This is a genomic window from Lacunimicrobium album, from assembly GCF_052161635.1.
In the GTDB taxonomy this organism is placed as follows: Bacteria; Planctomycetota; Planctomycetia; order Planctomycetales; family Planctomycetaceae; genus SXPC01.
Window position 1 is genome coordinate 4487758 of record NZ_CP197413.1, and the last position, 26397, is coordinate 4514154.

Consider the following 26397-nt stretch of genomic DNA (forward strand, 5'->3'; position numbering starts at 1 on the left):
TTGATACCCATCGTTTAGAAACCGAAACAGGCCCAGGCCACCAAAGTCGCCTGAGCCTGCCGTTTAATTGTTTTGATCCTTCTCCCCCGGGGAGAAGGTGGCGGCGCTTCGCCGACGGATGAGGGTGGGCGCTAGGCATGTGTTCGCTTCACGACACTTTCGTCGCACATCTCATAGCGTTGCCTAGTACTTCATCAAGATCGGTTCCGGATCGATTCCTGCAATATCGGAATACCCACCCTCTGCAATCGCAGCCCCGAGTTTGGTAACCGTACGGTAATACTTCGCACCGAGTTTCTTACCCGTGATGCGCTGCCTGAGCTCCTGGCACATGACATCCGCTGCCGTCGCATGAAGCTCGTTGTTCTGGGCATCAGCCCACAGCGCAGTCACAAGCATCGTGACAAGGTTCTGGATTTTCAACGACGCATCCGCCATCGAACACTGACGATCCGCGAGTTTGAGCTGATACTTCTGCATCAGCCCATCGACGGCAAAACGAGAACTCTGCAGTTCGTTCGCAGCGTAGGAAGCATGTTCAGCCAGGACGTCAGACATCCCGCCGAAGTTCAGCTTCTTCCAGCCGTTCAGGTTCTGGGCAACACGCCATCCCAGATAGGGAATGGCTGCATCCTTGATCGCCCAGGCATGCATCGGGTTCATCGGGTTGGGATTCTTGATGCCCGCCTTCGCGATCGCTTTACCAATCGGCTCATAATACTTGCGACCATGATCCTTGATCAGCGACTTGAGAAACGCCATGCCGAGCATCTCGCCTTCCCCTTCGTAGATACAAGGGGCCAGGAACTCATGGACGTAATCGCCGAACAGGTGTCCGTGAAGGAAGGCACGACCGCCGTGCGTTTTCATGAACAGCTCAATCGCGGCTTCCTTTTGTGATTCACTGCCAAAGATCTTGGCGATGATGCACTCCATCTCGCCACGGAATCCTTCATCAAGCAGCCAGCTTGTCCAGTCGACCAGTGCATCCGCAGCAACGATCATCCCGGCCAGTTTACCAATGCGCTTTTGAACCAGTTCACGCGTATCAATCGGGTTCCCATACGTCCGACGAAACTTCGCCCACGGCAGCATGTTCGCCATCATCAATCGCATCGTCCCCGCAGCAGTCGCACACAAAGCAACGCGGCCACGATTGAGGCCGTGATAGGCAATCGTCAGCCCGTCACCAGCGGGAACAGCCAGCAGGTTCTTCTTCGGCACGCGGAAGTCTTTGAAAACCAGCCCGTTGTTGTACGAGTGACGCAGGGCGTGGATCCCATACTTTACCAAATGGAACTGTTCGTTTTCTTCCTCGGGAAGATCAGCAATCAGGACGGCGGGTATGCCATCAATTTTGCAGACAAGGCCAATGGTTCGTCCGAAGGTCGCATTGGTGATAAACAGCTTCTCGCCATTGACGACATAATCATCGCCGTCGAGAACAGCAGTCGTCTTGAGCGCGGTCAGATCGGAACCCGCCGCAGGTTCCGTCAGCGCGAAACCAGACAGCTTCTCACCGTTCGCCAGCTTGGGCAGATATTGAGCCTGTTGCTCATCGTTACCAAAAGCGCGGATGGGATCGACGGCACCGATACAGCCGTGGACGGAGCCTAAACCAGCGACTGTCGGGTCGACGGTCGCCATCCGCGTCAAGAATTTGGAGAAGACGCGGAACGGGGCGCCCGCGCCTCCAAATGACCGGTCAACCAACATGCCCCAGTAACCGGCTTGCGCAAGGTCCTGAAGGGCCTGTTGGCTGATTTTGTTCTGTTCATTCAAAAGTGTCCCGGCGGCCTTATGACGCCTGACAACGTCGATCGAATGATCCATGACACGCTGGGTATGCTCATCGGCTTGCGTGGGGTGCGGTTTAAAAAGGTCCACATCGACTTCGTCATCCCAGACAGCTTTGTGAATCGGGCTGCCGATCGTCTGATACTTCTTATCAAACATCTTTTCGAGCTGGTCATCGGCTCGGTCCATTTCCCCGGTTGTCCGTGCTTCCTCTTCGCTTTTGCCGGACAGCCTGAGGGCAACTTCAACAAAGTTATCATCTCGTGGAGTCGTCGTTTGTTCTTCTGGTTTCAGCATTTGCGTCATGATGTCACCTCTTGCATTCGTGGTCAGCGGAAAGGCTGTCTCATCGCCGAAAGATTCCCAATTGAGTTACTTGATACGTCAATTATAGGCTCAGTGGGATCAAAGGAAAGACGACGCATCAGTTTTTGTTGATACATCGGCCTTTGGCTGCTCCTCCAACCACTTCTTTCGGCTCAAAAGACACGAAGTGCCTCCCAGCTCATAATCACGGCAAATCTGAGGCCGAAGGTCGTAATGCCGGCATCCTCTCGCCACTGGGTCAAACCACAAACAGCGTTCCAGCGGCTCCTGCCCCCTGCAAAGCCCGGAGAAATGGAACTCGATCTCCTCAATCAGCTCCGGGGTCATCCCGGCTGGTCGGGGCGGTACGTAGCCGGTGTACCGTGTCGCGTATTCGAGCACAGGCGAACCAATGCCTTCGCAGCATAAGCCACAGCTGTCACAGGACTTCGGAGATAGTTGTGTCAGGTGAATCATCGATATCAAATCAGCCAAACATGATGTGTCGAATTCATGCCTTCCGATATGTCAGGCGAAATTATCCAGATTCTCGTACCGGCGCATACCCCGCATCTTGCATGTGCCATGTAACAATTACAATACTCACGTACTGAACATTACGCGCGAGCGATTCGCGCGATTCATGACAATTCTGTCTATGCTACTTTGGAGAAGCCTCGAATGTCCAAGATCGTTCTCTGCACAACCCTCGCGTTGGTCATTGGTGCCAGCTCACTGTCACCAGCGACCGCTGGTCTGTTCCGTCACCGTGGCCACGGCTCAAGCGGCGGATCAACTGGCGATACCTATGGTTCAAGCGGTGGCGACACCTACGGCTCAAATGGTGGTTCAAGCGGCGGATACGCTGATGACTACGGTTCAACCGGCGGTAGCTCAGGCGGCGGTCGTCGTGGTCACCTCCGTCACAAACACCGACACAACGGCAGCTCAGGCGGCAGCGCTGGCAGCTACGGCTCAACCGGTGGTTCCAGCGGCGGTTACGGTTCAACTGGCGGTAGCTACGGTGGATACGGCAGCTACGGCTCGGTCGGAGCTCCTGTCTCTTCCATCCAGTTCAATGGTTACGGCTCTTACGGCAGCTTCGGCTCAACCGGCGGCAGCTACTAAGCCTTGATCACTTCTCATCGGCAAATGAGGTGATGTTTGCCCTTCTCTCTGAACGAACAGAGAGAAGGTGGCGAACTAATTATTTACCGGCGAGCTTCAATACCGCATCCCATTCCTCTTTGGTGACCGGCTGGATCGAAAGGCGAGAGCCTTTCTTCATCACCATCATGTCGGCTGTAACGGGATTGTTTTTCAGCATCTCCCGAGTGACTGGCGTTGCGAACTTCTCGACGAATTTGACATCAACCATCACCCAGGCGGGGTTATCCGGATTGCTTTTCGGATCGTAATGGCATTCGTCGTTCTTATCGAATGCAGAGTGATCGACGTAAGACTCTTTCACGATTTCCATGATTCCCACAATCGCCATCGGCTCGGCGTTGCTGTGGTAGCAGAAAACGAGGTCCCCCTTCTTGACTTCGTCACGCAACATGTTGCGGGCCTGATAGTTGCGAACGCCGTCCCAGTACGTTTTCTTGTCGCGAGCCAGATCATCGATGGAATAGGCCGTGGGCTCGGATTTGAACAGCCAGTAGCGTAGGCCGGTCGATTTCTTGGGGGCAGGGGAGGCTTTAGGCACAACAGGATGCTTTCAAAAAGAAGATGCGAACGACTGCGAAATGATCGTAACTCCCGCCTGAAAAATGACAACACTGGGCTCAGCATCGCTTCGACACTGCCAAACTGAAATGACTCAAACAGATCAGCCACCATGAATTCTTACGACGTTCCCAGCGCGTGCGCTTGAATCTCGGCGCCCTCTTGATACCTTTGATGAAATTTGCGCTCGCGCGTGGCTGAACTTACGCGCCGCCTGAATTTTGACGTCCTGACGTGACTGTCAATGAAGCAGTGTTGTTCTGCTTCATGGCTGAATACTCGCCCGAATCCACAGTAAGAAATCTGCGCCCGTGCCTAAACGTACCGACCTCAAAAAGATCCTCATCATCGGTTCCGGCCCTATCGTCATTGGGCAGGCCTGCGAATTCGACTACTCCGGAACTCAGGCCTGCAAAGCCCTGCGTGAAGAGGGGTATGAAGTCGTCCTGGTCAACTCCAACCCGGCGACCATCATGACCGACCCCGATATCGCCGATCGGACCTACATCGAACCGATCACCTGGCAGTACGTTCAACGCATCTTGGAAAAAGAACGACCCTGTGCCGTTCTTCCCACCCTCGGCGGCCAGACCGGTCTGAACACCGCCATGGATCTGGCTCGACGCGGCATCCTCGATCAACTCGGCATCGAGATGATCGGCGCCAATGAGCAGGTCATCTCCAAGGCCGAAGAACGCGAGTCCTTCAAGAAAGCCATGATCAAAATCGGTCTGGATGTCCCTCGCTCGGCCATCGTCCACAACATGGACGAAGCCAAAGCCGCTCTGAAGGAAATCGGCCTGCCAGTCATCATCCGCGCCAGCTACACCCTCGGCGGGGCAGGGGGCGGGATTGCCTACAATAAGCAAGAATACGAAGAAAAAGTCGCCTACGGCTTGAGCCTGTCTCCTGTCAGCTCGGTCCTTCTCGAGGAATCGGTCCTCGGGTGGAAAGAATACGAGATGGAGGTCATGCGGGATAAGAACGACAACGTCGTCATCATCTGCTCGATCGAGAACTTCGACCCGATGGGCGTCCACACCGGTGACTCAATCACGGTCGCTCCTGCTCAAACGCTGTCTGATAAAGAATACCAGCGGATGCGCGATGCCACGATCGCTGTCATGCGTGAAATCGGTGTCGAAACCGGCGGCTCGAACGTCCAGTTTGCCATCGACCCGAAAACGGGACGTATGACGGTCATCGAAATGAATCCCCGCGTCAGCCGTTCTTCCGCCCTGGCCTCCAAAGCGACCGGCTTCCCGATCGCCAAGATCGCCGCGAAACTGGCTGTCGGTTATACGCTCGACGAAATCCCCAACGACATCACCAAAGAAACGCTCGCCTGCTTCGAGCCGACGATCGATTACGTCGTCACCAAAGTGCCGCGCTGGACGTTCGAGAAATTCCCTGACGCTGATCCAACTCTCACCGTCCAGATGAAGTCGGTCGGCGAGACGATGGCGATGGGACGCACGTTCAAAGAGTCGTTGCAGAAAGCCCTGCGTGGTCTGGAAACCGGTCACGTCGGACTCGGCGGCGGTCGCAAGGACCTGTGGGGAACTCCCGAGCAGCCCACGCTCGATGAGATCAAGAGTAAGCTCTCGATCCCGAACGCCGATCGCATGTGGTACATCCGCTTTGCGCTGCTGTCCGGCTTGAGCGTCGATGATATCTTCGACCTCTGCAATATCGACCGCTGGTTCCTCAACCATATCCGTGAGATCGTCGAGTTCGAACTTGAACTCCGCGCCGTCGGCAAGCTGTCGGAAATCAGCGACGAGATGCTCCGCAAGGCCAAACGCGCCGGCTTCTCCGACCCACAACTGGCCGCCTTCCTCAATTCGACACAGATGGAAGTTCGACACCACCGCATCTCCCGCGGCATCGTCGCAACCTTCAAGCAGGTCGATACCTGTGCAGCGGAATTCGAAGCCAAGACACCGTACTTCTATTCCACCTACGAAGACGAAGACGAAACGCCAGCCCGTAACCCTGACAAGCCGAAACGCATTATGATCCTCGGCGGCGGTCCGAACCGCATCGGCCAGGGGATCGAGTTCGACTATTGCTGCTGCCAGGCCAGCTTCGCGCTGAAGTCGCTGGGTATCGAAACCATCATGGTCAACTCGAACCCGGAAACGGTTTCGACCGACTACGATACGTCCGACCTGCTATTCTTCGAGCCACTCACGCTCGAAAACGTCCTCAACGTCTGCGACCGTATGAAACCCGACGGTGTCATCGTGCAGTTCGGTGGTCAGACTCCTCTGAACCTCGCCAAGGGCCTCGAAGCTGCGGGCGTCAAGATCATCGGCACATCGGTTGAAAGCATCGACCTCGCTGAAGACCGCAACCTCTTCAAGAACGTCCTCGATAAACTCGGCCTGCATCAACCGCCGAACGGGATCGCCAGCGATAACGAAGGAGCAGTCGCGATCGCAGAACGCATCGGCTTCCCCGTTCTGGTCCGTCCGAGCTTCGTTCTCGGCGGTCGTGCGATGCAGATCTGTTACGACTCCGATACGCTCATGCGTTACATGCAGCATGCCGTCGATGCCTCTCCAGAACACCCGGTGCTGATCGACAAGTTCCTGCAGGATGCGATCGAAGTCGATGTCGATGTCATCTCCGATGGCGAAACGAGCCTCGTCGGCGGCGTCATGGAACACATCGAAGAAGCGGGCGTTCACTCGGGCGACTCTGCCTGTGCAATTCCTCCTCACTCGCTGTCTCAAGAGACCATCGACGAGATCAAAGACGCGTCGTATAAGCTCGCCAAAGGCCTCACCGTTCGCGGCCTGATGAACATCCAGTTCGCGATCAAGCAGGAAGAGGGCAAGAACAAAGTCTACCTGCTCGAAGTCAACCCGCGTGCCAGCCGAACGGTCCCGTTCGTCTCGAAAGCCACCGGCGTGAACCTCGCCCAGGCAGCTTCCAAAGTCATGGTCGGCGTCTCCTTAAAAGAGCAGGGGCTGACGCGCGAAGTTTGGCCGAAGCATACCTCGGTCAAAGAATCAGTCTTCCCATTTTCTCGCTTCGCAGGCGTCGACATCGTGCTCGGTCCAGAAATGCTCTCTACCGGGGAAGTCATGGGGATCGACATGGAATTCGCCCGCGCGTTCGCGAAAAGCCAGATCGCCGCGGGATCGCCGATTCCTTTCGAAGGCAAGATCTTCATCAGCATGGCTGGCAACATGAAGCATCAGATGATCGAGCCCGCCCGCAAGCTCAAGCAGCTCGGCTTTAAGATCATCTCGACTTCCGGAACAGCAGCGGTTCTGCGTGAAGCAGGGGTCGATGTCGAAGTCGTCAAGAAAGTCCAGGAAGGTCGCCCGAACATCCTGGACTACATGGTCAACGACGACATCCAGTACATCCTCAACACACCCAGCAAGAAGGGCCGTCAGTTCGACGAAGGCAAGATCCGCGCCGCCGCCGTCACTCACGGCATCCCCTGCGTCACCACGCTGCCGGGGTGCTTAGCCGTCGTCAAAGCCATCGAAGCCTTCTGTGAAGACGCCACTCCTCGCGTCAAGAGCCTGCAGGAATGGCTGGCGGACGTCGAATAATTGATACTGGTCGTTCATAAACAAAAACGCCATCACGCGAGAAATCGAGTGATGGCGTTTTTTGTTTTAGTCACTGTGACCGTTGGTCAGACCGACACAACCAATCTTAATACAGCCCGAGCATGCCCCACAGGCCGGTTGAGCTTCGTGTCGTCCAGATGTAGGTATCACCCTCTTTGGTGCAGGTGGTGACGTTGGGGAAGAGCGGATCGATGATCAGTTCGGCAGGTGGGAGATCTTCGACATGGAAGGGGAGGGTTTGCTCATCTTCCAGGACGCCGCTGTTGTAGATCCCCGATTGAAAGAATGGGGAAATGAAGACCAGCCAGTTATAGGCCAGTCGGGTCGCGCCTCGGACATCAGCAAAGGCGACTTGATGGTATGACTTTGGCATTTCATCCAGGCATTCCTTGAGTTCTTCCGTTGGTTCCCAACTGATGATCGAGCCATCAAGACGATGGAAGAAGCCGGTCACGGTTTGAGGCATCAGTCCGATGACGAACCAGTCTTTATCGATGCCCATGGCGCCGTATTGGATCGAACCTTCTTCGATGTAGAACTCAGTCAGATACATGGTCCGGTCGAGCTTTTCAGAAGGGAGCAGGAAGACGGGTGAGTCGCCCACATCTTTCAGTTTGGCTTCGATCAGACCCATCGTCTTGAGCAGCTTCTCATTATCTTTGACTTTGATCGCGATCCCGAATCCGAGACCATAACTACCGCCATCGGGATCGACATAAAAACAAGCCAGATCGCCGAACGAGTCGAGCAGATCTTGCTCGATATCGAAGCCAACGACCTTGTTGAGGTTGTCAAAGATTTCAAATGCCTGCTCGCGCTCACGTTTCGGTGCAAACGCGAGTGCAGACTCCACCAGTTTCTTGAGTCCACGGAAATCACCCGTGAGATCGATATTGAGGGCGGTAGCAGCCGTCGTATCCCAGGGAAGCGGAGGAAGGTCGGTGAGCGAAAAGGAGGGTGTCTGCTCTTTCTCTGAACCCTTGCATTGGAGTTTTGTGACTGTCCAGATGGCAGCGTCTTTGTAGCCTGACTGGCAAGTCATCAAGCCGAGTTTGTTCATGCCAGTCATCTTGAAGAGATCGCCGACAGTGAGAGGTTCGCCGGAGTCGTTAGGAATGGTGAAGCCTTCATACTTACGAAGCAGAGTCGAGGTATCGAGAACGCTGTGCATGATGACTTCGAAATCAGCCTTCGTCGCCAGCCCTTCAGCGATCGTTTTGTTGGCAGTGATGTTTTCCATTTTGCCAGTCGCGACGGACATCGCCCATTTGGACGCCCCCAGCCCAATGGTCAGGAGGGCGTGGTTGCCTTCCTTCCAGGTCGCGATCTCAGCGTTGATGTCACCTTTGACAGCGATCGCGGTGACATCGCGTTCTTCGATGGTCTTCTGGATAAGTTCCGCGTTATCGAAGGCTTCCGGATACTTGTTGGCCATTTCGCCAGCGTACCAGGCCCAGTCGGAAACGAGTTCGCCCGAGTCATGGAGCACCAGCGTCATTCGCGGAACTGGCATGCCTTCCTGAGGGATGGCGATCGAGACAGAGACTCCATGCTCCAGGCCTCGGCTGACAGCCGTACGAAGGCCTTCGAAGAATTGAGCAGCATCAATCGTTTGTTCGTTTTTATTCAGGACTTCCTGAATGAAGTCCATGGTCGCGATGGAGAGCTCTTCAAGTCCGGAATCGTGAAAGGCGGCATGAGCGGCCGTATTGTGAACCGCTTCGTCGTGTTTCTCGCGGCCATCGTATTCCACGTAGAACACCGAATCGACCGGGTGAAGTTCACGAGGACTGTCAGCAGCATGGGTCGACGTGGCGAGAGAGCAGATCAGGGCAACTGACAAAGCGACGGGGGACCACGTCGCGAAGGCCTGGGGCGTTCGCATTACAGACAATCTCCTCAAAGTGAGCAACGAATCGATAGGTACGCAACACGCGTGGCTGCGCGATGAATGATTACTCTAAGCGGATTGGGAGGGCGTGAGAAGATGAATCGAGAATCGATCGCCCGTCAGATGGAAGTGTGCCACGGCCGTGTCGGCCGTGGGGTTGCTAAACGACGCTCGATTGACGTTCGTCACGGCTGACACAGCCGTGGCACACAGAGAAGGTTTACAGCAGCGAATCGTCAGCTTTGTCGACGGCTTCATCAATCCCCTGTTTGCCTTTGCGGGATTTGATCTGGTGCATCCAGAGTTCGTACATGACTGGAAGAACCGAAAGGGCGATAATCGCCAGGACAACGACCTTGAAGTTCTGTTTGACGATGCTGATATTGCCGAAGCCGTACCCCAGCATCAGGAAGAAGCCGATCCACACGATGCCGCCGACGACATTATAAAACAGGAAGTAGCCGTAGTTCATCTTCCCCAGTCCCGCAACAAACGGCGCAAACGTCCGAATGAACGGGATGAAGCGAGCGATGATGATCGTCTTGCCGCCATATTTCTCGAAGTACTCGCGAGTCTTCTCGAGGTGCTTTTCTTTGACAAACGGAATCTTCCCCAGCGAGCCAACGTTGGAGAAGTACCGGCCAATCCAGTAGTTCATCGTATCGCCCAGGATGGCTGCAATAATCAGACTGATCAGCAGGACGAAGATATTGATCTTGTCGGGCATCAGCGCCGCGATAGCGCCCGCTGCGAAAAGCAGTGAGTCGCCCGGCAGGAAGGGCATGACGACCAGTCCTGTTTCGCAGAAGACGATCAGGAACAGGACCACGTAAGTCCAGATGCCAAACTTATCGATCATGACCGCGAGATGCTGGTCAAAGTGCAGAATGAAGTCGACCCAGTCTTTGAGAAATTCCATCACTGTCCTTCGTTGGGCGGCGTGCTTGTCAGAAGCGATTCGCAGGCCTTAACCATAGTGGACAATGGCATCTGTGGGTAGCGGTTTTTGAACGATTTCTGAGGTGGGCAACACATGTGCAATTTCTGATTCACGCGTGTTGAGATTTTGATTCCTGTGGCGATTTGGGAACTTCGTAATGGGCCTCGATGAAGTCCGCATAACGTCGGCAGTTGAGCAGTCGCATCGGTGGCTTTGTGATCGCCCGAGGCAGCAGAGGCGCACCGGTCGTCAGCAGGACGGGCGCGATTTGCAGGATCAGTTCGTCAATCAAACCTGCGTCGAAGAAATGACCCGCCAGTTGACCCCCGCCAACAATCCACAAGTTCTGCGAACCGGCTGCATGTTTCATGTCTGTGTGAACCGGTTCGACCGGGCCGGTCACAAAACGAATGTCTGCCCCGAGAACGGACTTCAGCTCGCGTGTCGAAAAGACCCACGTGGGCTGCTGATAAGGCCACGGCTCTTTGAGGGAGCCGTCTGGATGGGAGATGTGATCGATGACCCACTCGTAAGTCGTTGAACCCATCGCGAGGGCGGCGACCGTCTTGATGAATTCGGGGTAGCTGGTGTCGTTGATGTCACCAAATTGAAACAGCCAGTCGAGCGAGTGGTTCGCGTCCGCAATATAGCCATCGACGCTAAGGGCTGAGTAATAAATGGTCTTGGACATGAGCATCTCCTGGATGAGTCACCAGTTCCATCTTGTATCACCCCAAGTCCGCTTGCAACTACGTGTCTGAAGACGATTCGCAACAGATCTCAGCGTGCCCAGCCAAATCTCTTGGGTGCCGTAAAAAACTCAATTTCTTTATCAAATGCACAATCGCCAACAGTTCCGAGAATCTCCCCTCAGCCGTTATATTGACGTTCGCTGATCGTTCTTTTTGACAGCATTGTCTCCCACATTCTTCTTCCCACAGGCGAGATCGCAGCAATGAGCGTCTACCTCGGCATTGATATTGGCACCTCGGGCACAAAGACTCTGGCGATGCAGGAAGACGGCAAGATTCTTGCCTCCGCCACCGAGATTTATCCACTCTACAGTCCCAAACCAGGCTGGTCAGAGCAGGCCCCGGAAGACTGGTGGACAGCCACAAAGAAGACCATCCAGACCGTCCTCGCCAAAGGATCAATCAAACCCGAGAGCGTCAAAGGCATCGGTCTGTCTGGTCAGATGCACGGCAGCGTCTTCCTCGACAAGAAGCAGGAAGTCATCCGTCCAGCCCTGCTGTGGAATGACCAGCGAACGACAGAAGAATGCCAGGAAATCGAAGAGCGTGCAGGCGGGCGCAAGAGGCTGATTAAGATGGTTGCCAATCCCGCGCTGACGGGCTTCACGGCACCGAAGATTCTCTGGCTGCGAAACAAAGAGCCCAAGCACTTCGCCAAGGTCACGCAGGTCCTGCTACCCAAGGATTACATCCGCTTCCGACTCTCAGGCGTCTATGCCACCGAAGTCAGCGATGCTTCCGGCACACTGCTGATGGATGTCGCTAAGCGTCAATGGAACAACAAGCTCCTCGAGAAGCTGGAACTCGATCCAACTCTGCTCCCTCCGGTCTTCGAGTCACAAGAGATCTCGTCAGCCCTTTCCAGCGATGTCGCGAAAGAACTCGGCCTGCCAGCAGGCGTTCCCATCGTCGGCGGTGCTGCGGACAATGCCGCAGCTGCACTGGGGAGCGGCATCGTCAAGAAAGGAGCCGTCTTTGCCTCCATGGGGACGAGCGGCGTCGTCTTCGCGCACAGTGATGAGATGGCCTTCGATGAAGGTGGTCGCGTGCATACGTTCTGCCATGCCGTTAAAGGGAAGTGGTGCGTGCTGGGCTGCATCCTCTCTGCCGGCGGTGCGTTCCAGTGGTATCGCGATCACTTTGGACAAACAGAGGCTGCAGACGCGAAGAAGCAAGGCACCGATGTCTTCAGCATTCTGACGCAACAGGCCAGCGATGTTCCGATTGGCAGCGAGGGGTTATTCTTCCTGCCCTATCTCACCGGAGAACGCACGCCTCACGCAGACCCTTACGCCCGCGCCGCCTGGATCGGGCTCAGTCTTCGTCACGGCAAAGCCCACCTGGTCCGAGCCGTCATGGAAGGGGCGACCTATGCCATGCGTGATGCGCTCGAGATCGTCAAAGGCATGAACATCCCGGTCAAGGAAATTCGTCTCACCGGCGGCGGAGGCAAGAGCCCGCTTTGGAAGCAGATGCAAGCTGACATCTATGGGCAAAGTGTCTCGACACTGTCCGCCGAAGAAGGCCCCGCCTTCGGCGTCGCGCTTCTGGCAGCAACTGGTACCGGTGCCTACAAATCCATCGAGGAAGCCAGCAAAGCCACGACTCACATCACCGAAACCACCCCGACCGACAAAGCCGCGAAGAAAGAGTACGATCGCTATTACCCCCTCTACGGCGACCTGTATCGTTCACTGAAACCGAACTACGAGCAAATCGCAAAAGTCGTCGGCTAAAAACTAAGTGGAGTGTAAGTGTGCCACGGCTGTGTCAGCCGTGTCTTCACTCGCTCATTATGAACAGCTAGAAGGCTCGCCCCAAATCACCATTTCGTGATTTGGCGGCGGGATTTCCGAGTCGATGCTCAGCCAACGTTCGGCACGGCTGGCACAGCCGTGGCACACAATTTGAAGAAAACATCAACGCGTGACCACCGTCGATGGCTGTGGCGTCGGTGCAGGTTCTGAATGTGCGACCTGCGTTTTCGGCAGCGGCGTATGCGTATCATCGCCAGTGATCAGGCGAGCGGCGCGGTCATAAGACAGGTAATGCCACCCCCATTGCAAGAGGACCAGCAGTCGGTTGCGGAACGAGACGATCTCCATCATGTGGATGAACAGCCACATCATCCAGGCTAGAAACCCGCTGAACTTCAAGTTCTTGCCAAGGTCGGCGACAGCCGCAGCTCGACCAATGGTCGCCATCTTGCCGTAGTCTTTATACTTGAACGTCGGCGGCGACTTCTTCTGAATACGTGACGTGATGACCTTCGCCACGAAAGTCCCCTGTTGGACAGCCACGGGGGCGACTCCAGGGAGTGGCTTGAGCTTTTCATCGTGAAGGTAGCGGGCCATGTCACCGATAACGAAAATATCGGGATAGCCCGGGATGCTGCAGTCAGCGGCGACTTCGACGAGCCCTGGGCGATCGACTTTTGCGCCGGTCTTCTCCGCGAGCAGTCGTCCCAGAGGAGACGCCTGCACGCCCGCTGCCCAGAGGACTGTCCGCGTCGGCATGCGGTCTTCCTGGCCATCATGCTTGAGAGTCACGTAGCTGCGCGTGATGTCGGTCACCATCGTGTTCAGCCGCACGATGACGCCGATTTTCTGCAGCTGCTTGAGGGCACTTTGAGAAAGGTCGTCGGTGTACATGCCGAGAACCTTCGGGCCTGCTTCGACCAGATAAATCTTGGCATGCGTCGACGAGATGCGACGAAAGTCATGCTTAAGCGAGTTCCGCGCGATCTCAGCCACCGCGCCCGCGAGCTCGACACCGGTCGGACCTGCACCGACGATGACGAAGTTCAGCCATTCTGCGGTATCGGCAGGATCGGATTCGCGTTCTGCAAATTCAAACGCGCTGTAGATCCGGGCCCGGATTTCAGTCGCGTCTTCAATCGTCTTCAATCCTGGCGCGGCTTCTTCCCATTCGTTGTGGCCGAAGTAGCTGTGACTGGCTCCTGCTGCCACGATCAGTGAGTCGTAATAAATCTGGCCATCGTCCATGATGACCATCTTGTTGTCCGGGTCAAACCCTGTGACGTTGCCCATGATGCAGCGACAGTTCTTCTGATGACTCAGGATACTGCGCAGCGGAGCAGAGATGTTGGCTGGCGAGAGACTGCCCGTCGCGACCTGGTACAACAGAGGCTGGAAGAGGTGAAAGTTGCGTTTATCAATGAGCACAACTTCCACCGGGGCTTTTCGCAAAGCACGAGCCGCCTTCAGCCCGGCAAAGCCGCCACCAATAATCACAACACGATGCGGACGGTTGTTCTGACGAAGAATCAAAGAGTCGTTCACGGTGACCTCAATATGATCGTGGGATCATCCTGATACCGGTGAAAATAGGATGCGTTTCGATGTTCCTCTCCATTGTAGGAGCATTCGTGACCCACGTTGAGACAAAGGGACTCGAAAACTCAACACATGAAAATGATTCCATACGAACCGCATCAGCACGATTCGTTTAACGTCTCGACGACCAATTGTTCAGGAATATCTTTGACGAGTTCCACATGACCGAGTTTCGTCGGCAGAATGAATCGCAGCTTGCCCGCGACCGATTTCTTATCGAGCCGCATGACATCGATCATTTTCTGCGGATCAGGACGACCGTTGCTCGGCAGGATCGTCGGCAGCCCAATCGCAGTGAGCAAATCACGCTGACGCTTCGTGACATCAGCAGGAATCCGTTTCAACTTCTCAGCCAGACGACTGGCATCAAGCATCCCGATCGCGACTGCTTCGCCGTGAAGCAGAAGGCCATAGCCACACAGGGCTTCATAAGCATGGGCAAAAGTGTGGCCGTAGTTGAGGATCGCGCGGAGGCCGCTGCGTTCAAACTCATCCTGCTCGACGACCTCCGCTTTGCACTGACAGCTCCGCTGAATCATTTCGCGAATCACAGCCGCATCGCGTCGGTTGATCGCATCAATGTTGTGTTCCAAATACGCAAAGAACTTCGCATCCATGATCACGCCATACTTGACGATCTCCGCCAGTCCCGATCGAAACTCGCGGTCAGGCAGGGTCTCCATGAACGAGGTGTCGATGAAGACTCCCAGAGGCTGGTGAAACGCACCGACGAGGTTCTTCCCTTCCGGCAGGTTGATACCGGTCTTACCCCCCACAGAACTATCGACATTCGAAAGCAGCGTCGTCGGGATCTGCACGAAAGGCAGACCACGCGCATAAGTCGCCGCTGCAAAACCTGCCAGATCCCCAATGACTCCGCCACCGACTGCAAAGATCATCGTCTTGCGGTCCACATGCATCTGCGTCAGTTGAGTGTAGATGCTCGCCAGGTGAGCCAGGGACTTGGTCTGCTCTCCTGCGGGAAGAGTGAGAATGGTCGTCGACCATTTATCTGCCGCGAGAACACTCTGGACACGCAGAGCATGATCCGAGACGTTATCGTCGGTAATGATCAGGCCCTTGGGCGAAGACTGATGCCAGTAAAGACGGGTCGTCAGCCAGTCGGAGATCAGCCCGGGAAGCGCATCGATTCCGTCCGTCGTGATATGAATGTGATAACTGCGATCACCAAGAGAGACATTAAGACTGGTCGCGGGCATGATGGTAATTTGAATTCCGGCGAACGTGGACGGAGATGGATTTTCGCTTCATCGTGGCCTGTCAGCGCTCTAAAATCAATGATGGAGGGATCACGTCATGAAGATTGGCATCATCAGCGACACGCACGGGCATGTCGGGCACACCATGTCCGCCGTCGAAGTCCTGCTCGATCGCGGAATCAAAACGGTTCTCCACTGCGGCGATATAGGCAGCCCGGAAGTCGTGGAACTACTGGCCGGGTTTGAAACGCATTTCGTGTTTGGCAACTGCGACTGGGATCCCGAACCACTCCAGTATGTGATGCGCGAAATGGGATTATCGTGCCATGGCCAGTTTGGCGATCTGACGATTGCAAATCGCCGAATCGGGCTGATTCACAGCCATGACCCGATCAAATTTCGGGCCGTCAAATCATCGGGCGAGTATGACCTGGTCTGCTACGGTCACACGCATGCCACCGAGACGCATCACGAGGGACGAACGCTGGTTTTGAATCCCGGAGCCCTCTACCGGGTCAATCGACATACGATCGCAATTGTCGACTTGGAGACAATGCAGGTCGAGATCATCGGCATCGACAAGCCGGGTCTCTAGTTCACTGATCAGTAAGAAGCTGTCCGGAAAATTCAGAACTCGTCCACGGGAGGGCGAGGCTCCGTCCGAGCCGCTGTCCCGCGTTGCAACGTCTCACCAACGAGTCGAGGTTGAATCGTGTGCAGAAGTCGCTGACCCCAGCCGCCCGATCGACAAGCCGAGTCGGTAGTCTCAAATCACCATCGTCTCCTCACATGCCGGCCGTCAGCAAACCAGCAGGCACCAGCGTGCTGCGACACAGTGGACTCAGCGTTTCATCCGCGATCGCAACAACGAACTTGGAATGCAGCCGCTGTGCATTGATGCGCAATGAATCCTGAAGTGTTTTCAAACGATGTCGATAATTCGTCAGAACGGACTCGTTGAGATAAAGGTCGATCTCCTGGCCCGATTCGACATCGGTCAGTCGATGCCCGCCGAGGTTCGTCGGATGGGACTCCCAGCGAGTCAGAAGTTGGATCATCCACAGCGCGGACGCGTTCGTGGCAAGACGTCGAACGAGTGACTGCGGATCATGCGGGAACATGAAATCGCTGATAACAATGCGGATCGACTTGCCACGAAAAGTGACGGCGTGGTCCGTCAGAAGTTCGTCGATGTTGGTGACAGAGGAAAACAGACTCGGAGTCAGCAGGTCGAGTTGATTCAGCCCATACGCCGGACAGGGGCGTTCCGACTTGGCGACAATAACCCGAGGCTGGCCACTCATGCGTCCACACAGTTGAGCCAGCAGGCTGGTCAGTTGCAGCGCCACGCGAGCTTTCGTGCCATCGCCCGTATTCATGGAGCGGCTGGCATCGAGCAGGATTTCGACATGAGGCGAGATCTCCTCCCGAAAGAGGCGAACCATCAAGTGATCCGAGCGCGCATACGCCGCCCAGTCGAGGTGCCTGATGTCATCACCCAACTGATACGTGCGGTACTCCTGAAACTCCAGAGAAGAACCCGTCCCCCGCCCAAGCAGTTCACCAGATCGTCCACTCGTCGGAACGAACGGCAGCGCCAGCGAATAGCGGGCGAGGTTCTGCTGGACTTCAGTATCATGACGCAGGGACATCAGCGAGAACTTTCAATGAAAACAGACTGGCCATGAGACCGACGGGACCTCTTCATTAACCCATGACGGCAGTCACGCCCGTTTCCTCGGCACGCTGAAGTTGTTCCCGCACCGTGGAGTAATCAAGAGCCCGGTAAGGGTCTGGTCGCTCCGGCCACAACCCCTGACGAAGTCCTCGTAATGTCCCGGGAATGTTGGCCAGCAGGACGAATCCACCCGCGAGGACGGCAAAACTGAAGATCAGCCGGGACATCGCGTCATTGTTATCGTTGACGTAGCGCAGCGACTCAACCGGGTTAATGACCATCAGCGGGTGATAATCAAGTGTCATACGATTCTCGTAATAGCCAACGAGCCACAGAATCAGGTACGGCGAAAGTACGCACATCAGAGTCATGATCAGCATGACCACGCGCCCGTGAGCAGGACGCGTACTCGGTGCAGCTTTCATCATCCCGGCTGTGATTAACCGTCCCATGCCGAGGAAGAAAATGATGTACCCAATCTGGGCAATCGACGATTGCGTTTTATGCTCAGACAGCAGGCCGGACAGCGTCGGGAGATTCGTTTCACCCGCGGCTAACGCAGTGACATACTGCAGGCCCAACATCAATGGAATTGTCAGCAGCAAATGTTTGGTGACAAGGAAGAACCCTCGTGATCCCCCCGGCAGAAAACTGACCATCAGCCAGCGCTTCCAGAACGATTTGGGAAGATCGCGACGAATCCGTCGCGAGAGAGGCTCCGCTTCAGTGACTGCAAAGAAGCCAACGATGGCCCAGTGAAAGTTGGAGATCACCGCACAGGACCAGGCGTAATCATCACTGTATCTCAGCATCGTCGAGGCATACATGATCGAGATCGCATACATGCAGATCCAGAGCAGATAAAACTGAGCCGTCGCGATGACCCGAATCCCAAAGCTGCGATTCTCTGCTTCGAAGGTCAACTGAGCCACGGTGATCTGATGGAAGAGAAAAAAGTAACTCAGGCCACCCAGGAAGAACAACAGATTCCAGAGATAAAACTCCGTATCAAAGTCCGCTCCTCCCGCCATCACATAGGCCGCAAACGATGCCTGCGAGCTGAAAAGTGACACCAGTCCGCCCAGCAGAAACAAGACCATCAGAGTCCGGAAATTCTTCTGCTTGCCCAGCGTGCTGAGCATCAGGCAGCACATCGATGCCCCCATGCAGATCGCCAGCGAGATCGTCATCTCATAGCTGACACGCAGCAGATCAAAGCCCTGCAGCAGAGAAGAAAACGCGATGAATGGGGCAATGACCGCATAAAGAATGATCGCCTGCAGCATGGCGCTCGCGAGTTTGCCGGTCACAATCTGCGAAGGCTGAAGGGTCGTGATCTGCAGGATTTCAAAGGTGTTCTGGTCGCGCTCTGTCTGCAGAGAACCGAAGGCACCAAACGGAATCACAACAAACAGCGCAAAGGCCAGAACCCAGTAATAGCAGATGAAAAACTGCAGACTGACGGGGGAATACTCAATCACGTTCCAGAAGAACATGATCCCGATGACAGAGATCGCCCAGCAGGCGGCAAGGCTGAGCATGAACGTCGTCACGAAGAGCTTGCTCTTGAGTGACTGGCGTACCTCTTTGATCACGATGGGGTTGATCCAGTCGCTGTAGGCATTCATGCGCTGCAGCGCCAGATCGATTCGTGAGGTCTTTTCGGCTGTAGACATCGAGGCCTCTTTATTATCCGACTCTATCATGAATGACTGGGGGGGCGAAGCTCACGTTTCCGTCAGGTCGCTTTCGCGAGTGACTTCGACGCGGCCTGGTTGGACTTAACCGGGTTCGACGATGGGTCCCGATATTCTTCAGGGACTTCCTGGTACAGAAGCCGGGGAAGAAAGATCACTTTTCCTTCGCCATTGATCCTCACGCGGAACGGAGGACGCATCAGGCGAAGTGGTTTGAACTGCTCATGGGCGGCATCAAGAAAGATCAGCATCGAGAAGTAAAGCGGCGTGTTCGCAACCAGAACCCCAACGAGATAATAGACGCTGGAAATTCCACCGAGCACAACCGCGTCTGCTGAAAAAAACAACGCGAAGTACAGAATCGTGCTGAAGAAAACTAGAGACATGCGCGACAGGTACTCCCAGATCCGCGTTCGGCTCAAAGCCGAGTAGAGAATCGTCACCTGGTAAAAACACAAAAGCGTAAAGACCGTTCCTGCAACGACGGTCAGGATCTCGACGATTCCGATCCCTTTCAGTAGATAGCAGAAGACAAGAAACGGCAGCGAGGCAAACAGGAACAACCCGGATTGAAGCAGGCCGCACATCAGCTTGCCTCGAAAAATACGACCGGAAGAGAGCGTCGTAATCGTCAGCATCTCGATGGTGTGCATGTGGAATTCATCGCGCATACGCTGATGAATTCCCAGAGGGATCGCAAAGCACAACGGAAAGATCGTGATCTTGTACAACAGCGAGAAGAGCAGGTCACCCGCCTCAAAATCAGGCTGGTCGGTCTGTGGCTGCATCATCAGCATGTACAGTGAACTGCCCCAGACCAGCAGAACAAACAACAGATAGATCATCAGGAACAATCGACTCTTCAACTGCTGGTTGATCTCTTTAATCAACAGCGGATTGATGCGGTCAGACCAGCGATCCAGCGCAGGATGAGCGCAGAAGAGCAAGTCTTCCCTGCGAACCTCATACTGTGGGCTGATCGTCGACATCTACTGGACGATTCCTTTTGTGATCGCCATGAACGCATCTTCCAGCGTCTCGGCCTTGCGTTGGAATTCGATAATCTCAAACTTCGTGTTGATCATCCGTTTGAGAAGATCATGCTGAGCATGAACATCCCCCTCGAAACGGAAGCGAACCAGTTCCGACGCGACATTGGCGTCGAGAACGAAAGGCTGCTCGAGCAGCCAGGTCGCAAGCGCTTCCGCCTGCCCATTCAGGACACGAGTGATGAACAGGATATTCTTGGAGTCGGCAAGATCCTTCAGGTGCTTGTCGTTGATATCCTTGATCGTCCCAGAGGCAAGGACCTGACCGGCTTCGATGATCACAGCCGAATCACAGATTTCACCGAGCTCGGTCAGAATGTGGGAACTGATGAGGATCGTCTTCCCAAGTTCCGTCGAAAGCACGGCGATGAGTTCGCGCAGCTCGACGCGGGCACGCGGATCAAGACCAGCGGCTGGTTCATCCAGGATCAGAACAGGGGGATCGTGAATCAGTACGCGTCCCAGTCCAAGTCGTTGAGACATCCCCTTCGAGAGTGTATTGATCGGCTTGTGAGCCATCTTGCGAAGTTCAGTGAAGATGAGCACGCGCTCAAGAGCATCAAGACGCTTCTGACCTCGCAGGCCATACGCGCGGGCGAAGAAATCAAGATACTCGACCACATCCATATTCGGATATCGCCCGAACGCATCCGGCATAAAGCCAACGGCATGACGCACCTTGTCAGGGTCATCAATCACAGAATAGCCGTTGACGAAGGCATCCCCAGCGGTCGGCAGGTCCAGCGTCGCGAGGATACGCATCGTCGTTGTCTTGCCCGAACCGTTGGGCCCGATGAAGCCCACGACCTGCCCAGGGTAAGCCGTGAACGAGACATTATTGACCGCCTTCAGCTTGCCAAAAAACCGGTGAAGGTGACGAACTTCGATCATCGGTTTGCGTTCAGGCGTCGTTCCACCGGCATCGATACCCGGATTGGGGTGGCCATTGATCGCTGTTGCGGGCGATGCACTATCAGTCGGAGCACCGACAGTCGATGCACTTTTAGTCGCTCGTGATTTGTCGAGTTCTGTCGAAGACATGAAGTCGTCCTAAGTGTCTGGAATCCGTATCGCGTCGCGGGAAGGTCAATCTGCAGAACATCAATCTGGCTGGTACACGCCGATGATCAGGTGAGAACTGGCTTCTGACTTTGAGCGAGCCAACCCCGTATCAGCATACACCGGGCGATCAACAACCGCGATGTAAGTCGCTGCTTCGGCTGCACCCGAGACTTCCGGAACATTTCCAGACGTCAGTGATGTCTTCCAGTCGATCGCGATCTTCTCCAACTGACTGTCTTTGTACTGGGCTTTCGGCTGCTCAGCCGCGTCGCCGTACGAATGGGTGTAATAGCGACGTCGTGAGCCGAAGATCTGGCCAACATTGACGGCATTCTCATCGACCGTTGCAGGGATCTCCATGGGATAGGGATCGAGCAGGCCGTTCGTGATGTCGGTGATCTTGAAATCGGGGTCCGTTTTCATTTCTGAAAGTCGTCGTGCCTGAGTTTTGTCACCGGCTTTCAAATTCTCGACGATAAAGAATTCTTGATCGCGTCCAGGAATGATCACCATGCGGAGATCGAATTCAAACCCGTTCGAGACGTTCATCGTCGTGTCGGTTGGCTGGTTGATCACCAGACGTCCGCGTTCATCATGCGGCTCGATGGTGACGAATTGAGTTCTCGTTCGAGACTTGAGCCAGCCGGCATACCAGCGCTGATTTTCAGACCAGTCGATGTCACCCGTGGTAAATTCATCATCCATCAGCCAGACAGGGAGGACGCTCGTCGCAGGGCGGAAGTTCAATCCGCCCGAAGGAGTCAGTCCAGCAAAGAAAGACACGCGAGATTTGGTGACCGCTTTCTGAGCAGTCTGATCAAGATACGTCACGCTGCGGATGCGGGATTTGACACCAAATCCGTGGGCGATCGTCGAATAAAGAACCAGCGAAACACTCGCGACCAGGGCGATCGTAGGGACCGAAACCAGCATCATCGCGAGTTGTCGTCGACGCAAGAAATAGAGATAATTGAGCGGCCCGATCACAATGCTGAAGATCGTAATCAGAAACATGAAGGCAACAATCGGAACACTGCGAATGCTCGGGATCAAGAACGTCAGAAAGTCGTCTGCCGCCCGATTGGACGAGACACCAGCCCGCGTAAAGGCCTTCAGATTTTCCCGGGGTACATGCTGGAGAAACCCGATCCAGTCATTGTAGGTCCCATCGAAACAGTTTCCTTCGAAGGCATAAACGGTCCCCAGCATGACGTCCCGTTCCTGCAGGGTTGTTTTACGGTAGTTCCATTTCTCTCCAGGTCCTGGAGGAGCATTCCCGGGACTCGTTGTTTCGACAACGCCTGAACCTGGGAAGCGAGAAAAAGCAGTCGCGTTTTCATCGAGCTGAAAGTTCTTCGGAAGGGTCAGCCTGACGTCACGCCAGCCTGCTTCCCCTTCCGCCAGCGTCATCAGTGATAACGCATCAGTCAGCTCCCGAGACTCAGAGGGCTTTTTCCCGATATTGAAGACCAGCAACTGACCACCGGCATGAACCCAGTCCACCAGCGGCTTACGTTCATCAACAGCCAGCTTGCTCAACGTCTCCATTGCAATCGCGACGAAATCAACTCCTGAGTACCCCTGCCACGAAGTTGGCAGAAGACGCGGCTCGACGACGAGGGCATCGTTCATCGGACTGCCAGTATGCGGGATCAGACTGCCAGCCTGCTGAGCCACATTGAACGACTCAGCGGCTACCCCGAAGGGAGTCCATTCGATCTGGCTGGGGTGAATGATCAACATCTTGGGACAGGGATTACCGTCCTGCAGGGATGGGATCGTAAAAGGGAGGCTGAACGCGGGCAGCAGCGTGCCATTTCGTCGGACAGACAAAGTGTAGCTCTGGGAAGCATCGACGATGGGAATGTTGAGCGTGACCTGGCTTTTCGCATTCTGATCAAGTTGAACGGTCGTCGTCACGCGGGGAGCAGGATCCCTCCCGACTCCTTTATCAGCCACAAACTGCAGAGTCGTCGCAGGTCCGCGATTGGACACGCGAATCCGGACAGGGTGATACCCCCCCTCCTGCCCACCGATCCAGTCGGTCGCGATCATAAGATCAAGATCAGCTCCGGTGCGCGTCACCACTCCCACGGCTGCCTGTGCAGACGAGGGAAAACCGGTGACACACAAAGCAGTCGCGATCAGCAGAGAACAGATTTGACGATACATATCGGACAGCCTTTAAAGGCAGGAATTCATTCCAACGAGAATTTGAACACCAGGGATCACAGCCAATCAGGATCAGTCAGGCAGGATTAACCTGCAATATCGGCCGGGATTTCCTTGGCCACCGACGAGACTTCCTTGAGCAGCGCCTCGACAACCTTGGGGGTTGTCCAGCCTTCCATGCGGGCCGAGTAATCGAGGATCAGGCGATGGGACAGAACCGATTCCGCCACCCGACGGACATCGTCGAAACCAACATTCGGCTTGCCCTGCACTAGCGCAGAAGCTCGCGAAGACGATGCCAGCGCAATCGCCGCTCGAGGCGAGGAGCCGAACCGAACGAACTTCGACACGAACTCCGGACTCCCAGGAACATCGGGATGAGTCGAATTAACCAGACGGGCGATGTAATTCGCGACTGCTTTCGGGAGGTGAACCTGATCGACTAGGGCAAACAACTCGTTGAGTTCATCCAGGCTGAGGGCCTGCGACAACTGAGGTGTCTTGCCTTGCTGGCGATGGTTGATGATCAATTCCAGTGTCTCGCTGGAGACGTTATTCACGTTGACTTTAAACATGAAACGGTCCAGCTGCGCTTCCGGCAGCGGGTAAGTTCCTTCCAGCTCGATCGGGTTCTGCGTCGCGAGGACGAAGAACGGCGCGGGCAGAACGTGCGTTTCACCCATCACAGTGACGCGTCGCTCTTGCATGGCTTCCAGGAGGGCCGATTGAGTCTTTGGTGTCGCGCGGTTGATTTCGTCCGCGAGCAGCAGGTTGGCAAAGATCGGTCCCTGATGGAAACGCAGACGACGCCCTGCGGACGTTTCCTCCAGAATCGGCGCCCCGAGGATGTCACTGGGCAGAAGGTCCGGCGTGAACTGCACACGTCGGAAAGAAAGCCCCAACAGACTGGAGAGTGCTTTGACCAGCTCCGTCTTCCCCAACCCGGGCAGACCTTCCAGAAGCAAGTGGCCCCGCGACAGAATACAGATCGTTGTCAGTTCGAGAAGCCGCGACTGACCATAGATGGCTGATTCCAGTCCCGTCGTTAATTTCTGTATCAGACTCCTGGCATGTGCAACCTGTTCGGGGGTAAGTAGAGACGTGGACGTCGGCTCGTTTTGCATGAGGACTCTTCTGAGTTGTGTGTCTGCTAAGTTGTTTGCCAGCTGAAGAACATTTCCGAAATTGACTTGACCATCTACTAAATCACAAAAGACTCAGAGAAGAAGTGAACCACGGATAAACACGGATCGACACTGATAAGAGAAGTCATCAGGACGAGGCACAAATACATCCATTTCATGACTTCTCCCGATCTGCGTCCACCTGTGTTGATCTGCGGTTCAAATTGTCTCCTCTTATCCGTGTTTCTTCGTGTTCATCCGTGGTTCGATCTTCTCTACGGATCATTACTCTTCGGTTGATCACTTTTGAAGTAGTCACGAATCACCTGCTGGTGACGTGGTTTGAGGGAGCGATTCCAGGACTGGCTGCCGGCGGTATCGGTCTGGTCACGAGAACCATCGCGAGGGGCAGAAGCCGCGGGATCTGCTTCAGGATCTTTCTTGGTCAATCGGAGAATTTCTTCCTTGGGCATCTCTTTGAAACCAGGCGGAAGGACTGTTTCCTTGAACTTGATTCCTTCCTTCTCATTTTCAACTCCCCAGGTCAATTCCGCATCGCCTCGGCCACGCGAGGTGCCCCCTTTACCAGGACGGTTACCCTTGGCCTGGCCTTCACCTTTGCCCTCTTCGCCTTCTCCTTCGCCCTCACCTTCACCTTCACCCTGGCCAGCTTTGCCGCCCGGCTTTTTGCCCATCCCCTTCCCCTGGCAGTTTTCGCAGACTGAGTTGGAACGCATCGCTTCTTCCTGCAGGAACTCTTTGAGTTCCGAAAGAAGCTGCTGACGCTTGCCAGGATCGCCGGGGATCTTCAATTGACCAGATTTCTGCAACTGCTCGGCGAGCTCTTTCACGCTCGGCGGTGCTTCAGCCAAACGTCCGCTTTTCGCGAGTTCCTTGAGCCCTTCGCCCAGGGCATTCTGGAGTTGCTCAAGCTGTTCGGCTGACAGATTCAAGTCTTCCAGGTTTAATGATTCAAGAGCTTCCGCAGCTGCAGCTGACTTGGCCATATGGACCGCCATCTCCTGCAACTGAGAGAGCATCTGTTGCTTGAGGGCTTCGACCGTTTCCCATTTTTCGTGAGTCAGCGGAGCGGATTCCGTCTCCTTAACGAGTTTTTCGATCTGCTCGTTGAGTGTTTCCTCTTCTTTGCCTTCGACGACCTTCTCTTCCTTGAGCGTTTCCAGAATGGCCTTCAGTTCCGACGTCGCTTCCTGCGCCACATCATTCTTAACGACAGGCTTGGCGGGCAGTTCTCGCAATGGAATTACACAGGCCGCCAGCGCAAACAACGCCGGCATCTGAACATACGAGAGAAATCGCTTGGGGTAAAATCCAGGCAGAGCGTCCCGCCACGTTGCCAAAGGGAAATCGAGGCGCGACTGCCACGTCAGATCAGGCTGCTCTTCAAGAGTCATGAGCAAGCCGCCGGTCTGAAGGCGTTCATCGAGATAGGCAACGGCTTCGCGTCGAGAAAAGAAACTACGCTTGGCATGAAACCAGGCAGCGACTCCAATCGGGACCAGTCCAGCAAACAGCCAGAGCACCCCCGGCCACAAATCCATCACTCGCAATTTGACGAGCAGGATGACGACGCCAACAATGAGCAGATAGATGGCAGACCAGTCGGCAAAGACTTTCAAAAACTGTCCGAGATTGAGCATCCGCAAACATTGATCGATTTTGCGTCGCGACGTTTCAGATTCAGTAGACATGGTCGGTCGTCCAAATTCACTTTCCAGAGGTGCGCCAAGATCGTCTAATTTTCGTCTTTTGACGAGTCAAACGCAAGAAGGTGTTCCAGTTTACAATACGCACAGACGCGGATTCGGACCTAATTGTTTTGGTAAAAACCGCCGATTTTCGGAAACTTGGCCCGTTTGAGAAATTTGTATCTCCCCAATGACCGTCACAATCACCCATCAGATTCACTAACTCTTGTTCCTGACTCAGGTTTCGTGTTTGATAGGTTGTCTCACCTGCCGGGGGAGGTGATGATGACGAACGTTTTTTCATTCTCTCAATCCTGTTCTCG

19 protein-coding genes are annotated in these 26397 nt (G+C 55.0%); 4 read left to right on the forward strand and 15 right to left on the reverse strand.

Annotated elements, in window-relative coordinates; genetic code table 11:
* Positions 1-183: 183 nt before the first annotated feature.
* Both SH248x_RS18065 and SH248x_RS18070 read right to left on the reverse strand, forming a co-directional pair.
* Positions 184-2103: an acyl-CoA dehydrogenase family protein gene (locus tag SH248x_RS18065; protein ID WP_459555707.1), complete on the reverse strand. Its 1920-nt coding sequence runs from the start codon at positions 2101-2103 to the stop codon at positions 184-186.
* A gap of 99 nt (positions 2104-2202) precedes the next feature.
* On the reverse strand, positions 2203-2580 hold the full coding sequence (locus tag SH248x_RS18070) for a YkgJ family cysteine cluster protein (RefSeq protein WP_459555708.1): 378 nt from the start codon (positions 2578-2580) through the stop codon (positions 2203-2205).
* 204 nt (positions 2581-2784) lie between these two features.
* Here SH248x_RS18070 and SH248x_RS18075 point away from each other — a divergent pair, with 204 nt between their 5' ends.
* Positions 2785-3231 (forward strand): hypothetical protein, encoded by a 447-nt coding sequence (locus tag SH248x_RS18075; RefSeq protein WP_459555709.1) that lies wholly within the window; start codon positions 2785-2787, stop codon positions 3229-3231.
* A gap of 79 nt (positions 3232-3310) precedes the next feature.
* On the opposite strand, the gene SH248x_RS18080 is transcribed toward SH248x_RS18075, so the two are convergent.
* Positions 3311-3811: an EVE domain-containing protein gene (locus SH248x_RS18080; RefSeq protein ID WP_459555710.1), complete on the reverse strand. Its 501-nt coding sequence runs from the start codon at positions 3809-3811 to the stop codon at positions 3311-3313.
* 331 nt (positions 3812-4142) lie between these two features.
* On the opposite strand from SH248x_RS18080, the gene carB reads away from it, so the two are divergent.
* Positions 4143-7403: a carbamoyl phosphate synthase large subunit gene (carB, locus tag SH248x_RS18085; protein ID WP_459555711.1), complete on the forward strand. Its 3261-nt coding sequence runs from the start codon at positions 4143-4145 to the stop codon at positions 7401-7403.
* A gap of 106 nt (positions 7404-7509) precedes the next feature.
* Here the strand turns inward: carB and SH248x_RS18090 are convergent, their stop codons facing one another.
* The 3 genes from SH248x_RS18090 to SH248x_RS18100 form a co-directional block, all read right to left on the reverse strand.
* Positions 7510-9309, reverse strand: coding sequence for a hypothetical protein (locus tag SH248x_RS18090; RefSeq protein ID WP_459555712.1), 1800 nt, complete (start codon positions 9307-9309; stop codon positions 7510-7512).
* A gap of 226 nt (positions 9310-9535) precedes the next feature.
* The gene (locus SH248x_RS18095) at positions 9536-10234 is read right to left on the reverse strand and encodes an SNARE-associated domain-containing protein (RefSeq protein ID WP_459555713.1); all 699 of its coding nucleotides are present in this window, start codon (positions 10232-10234) and stop codon (positions 9536-9538) included.
* 130 nt (positions 10235-10364) lie between these two features.
* Complete coding sequence (locus tag SH248x_RS18100; protein ID WP_459555714.1) at positions 10365-10946, reverse strand: dihydrofolate reductase family protein; 582 nt, start codon at positions 10944-10946, stop codon at positions 10365-10367.
* A gap of 264 nt (positions 10947-11210) precedes the next feature.
* On the opposite strand from SH248x_RS18100, the gene xylB reads away from it, so the two are divergent.
* Complete coding sequence (xylB, locus tag SH248x_RS18105) at positions 11211-12743, forward strand: xylulokinase (RefSeq protein ID WP_459555715.1); 1533 nt, start codon at positions 11211-11213, stop codon at positions 12741-12743.
* A 183-nt stretch (positions 12744-12926) separates the two neighbouring features.
* Here xylB and SH248x_RS18110 read toward each other — a convergent pair whose 3' ends face one another.
* Positions 12927-14309, reverse strand: a complete 1383-nt coding sequence (locus SH248x_RS18110; protein WP_459555716.1) for an NAD(P)/FAD-dependent oxidoreductase — start codon at positions 14307-14309, stop codon at positions 12927-12929.
* A gap of 152 nt (positions 14310-14461) precedes the next feature.
* On the reverse strand, positions 14462-15583 hold the full coding sequence (gene aroB / locus SH248x_RS18115) for a 3-dehydroquinate synthase family protein (protein WP_459555717.1): 1122 nt from the start codon (positions 15581-15583) through the stop codon (positions 14462-14464).
* A 97-nt stretch (positions 15584-15680) separates the two neighbouring features.
* Between aroB and SH248x_RS18120 the strand changes: the two genes are divergently transcribed.
* Positions 15681-16178 (forward strand): metallophosphoesterase family protein, encoded by a 498-nt coding sequence (locus tag SH248x_RS18120; protein WP_459555718.1) that lies wholly within the window; start codon positions 15681-15683, stop codon positions 16176-16178.
* Between the two features lie 190 nt (positions 16179-16368).
* On the opposite strand, the gene SH248x_RS18125 is transcribed toward SH248x_RS18120, so the two are convergent.
* The 7 genes from SH248x_RS18125 to SH248x_RS18155 all read right to left on the reverse strand — a co-directional run bounded on the left by SH248x_RS18125 (position 16369) and on the right by SH248x_RS18155 (position 26077).
* On the reverse strand, positions 16369-17235 hold the full coding sequence (locus SH248x_RS18125) for a DUF58 domain-containing protein (RefSeq protein ID WP_459555719.1): 867 nt from the start codon (positions 17233-17235) through the stop codon (positions 16369-16371).
* A gap of 55 nt (positions 17236-17290) precedes the next feature.
* Complete coding sequence (locus SH248x_RS18130; protein WP_459555720.1) at positions 17291-18937, reverse strand: hypothetical protein; 1647 nt, start codon at positions 18935-18937, stop codon at positions 17291-17293.
* Positions 18938-18999: 62 nt separating this feature from the next.
* Complete coding sequence (locus SH248x_RS18135; protein WP_459555721.1) at positions 19000-19947, reverse strand: ABC transporter permease; 948 nt, start codon at positions 19945-19947, stop codon at positions 19000-19002.
* Positions 19948-21048, reverse strand: a complete 1101-nt coding sequence (locus SH248x_RS18140) for an ABC transporter ATP-binding protein (protein ID WP_459555722.1) — start codon at positions 21046-21048, stop codon at positions 19948-19950.
* A 60-nt stretch (positions 21049-21108) separates the two neighbouring features.
* Positions 21109-23241, reverse strand: coding sequence for a hypothetical protein (locus SH248x_RS18145; RefSeq protein ID WP_459555723.1), 2133 nt, complete (start codon positions 23239-23241; stop codon positions 21109-21111).
* Positions 23242-23327: 86 nt separating this feature from the next.
* The gene (locus tag SH248x_RS18150) at positions 23328-24365 is read right to left on the reverse strand and encodes an AAA family ATPase (RefSeq protein ID WP_459555724.1); all 1038 of its coding nucleotides are present in this window, start codon (positions 24363-24365) and stop codon (positions 23328-23330) included.
* A 275-nt stretch (positions 24366-24640) separates the two neighbouring features.
* Positions 24641-26077: a hypothetical protein gene (locus tag SH248x_RS18155; protein ID WP_459555725.1), complete on the reverse strand. Its 1437-nt coding sequence runs from the start codon at positions 26075-26077 to the stop codon at positions 24641-24643.
* Positions 26078-26397 lie beyond the last annotated feature (320 nt).

Bases quoted from the DNA above. Each gene is read 5' to 3' on its own strand.
- SH248x_RS18065 (WP_459555707.1), bottom strand. From the start codon at position 2,103: ATGACGCAAATGCTGAAACCAGAAGAACAAACGACGACTCCACGAGAT.
- SH248x_RS18070 (WP_459555708.1), bottom strand. From the start codon at position 2,580: ATGATTCACCTGACACAACTATCTCCGAAGTCCTGTGACAGCTGTGGC.
- SH248x_RS18075 (WP_459555709.1), top strand. From the start codon at position 2,785: ATGTCCAAGATCGTTCTCTGCACAACCCTCGCGTTGGTCATTGGTGCC.
- SH248x_RS18090 (WP_459555712.1), bottom strand. From the start codon at position 9,309: ATGCGAACGCCCCAGGCCTTCGCGACGTGGTCCCCCGTCGCTTTGTCA.
- SH248x_RS18095 (WP_459555713.1), bottom strand. From the start codon at position 10,234: ATGGAATTTCTCAAAGACTGGGTCGACTTCATTCTGCACTTTGACCAG.
- SH248x_RS18100 (WP_459555714.1), bottom strand. From the start codon at position 10,946: ATGTCCAAGACCATTTATTACTCAGCCCTTAGCGTCGATGGCTATATT.
- xylB (WP_459555715.1), top strand. From the start codon at position 11,211: ATGAGCGTCTACCTCGGCATTGATATTGGCACCTCGGGCACAAAGACT.
- aroB (WP_459555717.1), bottom strand. From the start codon at position 15,583: ATGCCCGCGACCAGTCTTAATGTCTCTCTTGGTGATCGCAGTTATCAC.
- SH248x_RS18120 (WP_459555718.1), top strand. From the start codon at position 15,681: ATGAAGATTGGCATCATCAGCGACACGCACGGGCATGTCGGGCACACC.
- SH248x_RS18125 (WP_459555719.1), bottom strand. From the start codon at position 17,235: ATGTCCCTGCGTCATGATACTGAAGTCCAGCAGAACCTCGCCCGCTAT.
- SH248x_RS18130 (WP_459555720.1), bottom strand. From the start codon at position 18,937: ATGTCTACAGCCGAAAAGACCTCACGAATCGATCTGGCGCTGCAGCGC.
- SH248x_RS18135 (WP_459555721.1), bottom strand. From the start codon at position 19,947: ATGTCGACGATCAGCCCACAGTATGAGGTTCGCAGGGAAGACTTGCTC.
- SH248x_RS18140 (WP_459555722.1), bottom strand. From the start codon at position 21,048: ATGTCTTCGACAGAACTCGACAAATCACGAGCGACTAAAAGTGCATCG.
- SH248x_RS18145 (WP_459555723.1), bottom strand. From the start codon at position 23,241: ATGTATCGTCAAATCTGTTCTCTGCTGATCGCGACTGCTTTGTGTGTC.
- SH248x_RS18150 (WP_459555724.1), bottom strand. From the start codon at position 24,365: ATGCAAAACGAGCCGACGTCCACGTCTCTACTTACCCCCGAACAGGTT.
- SH248x_RS18155 (WP_459555725.1), bottom strand. From the start codon at position 26,077: ATGTCTACTGAATCTGAAACGTCGCGACGCAAAATCGATCAATGTTTG.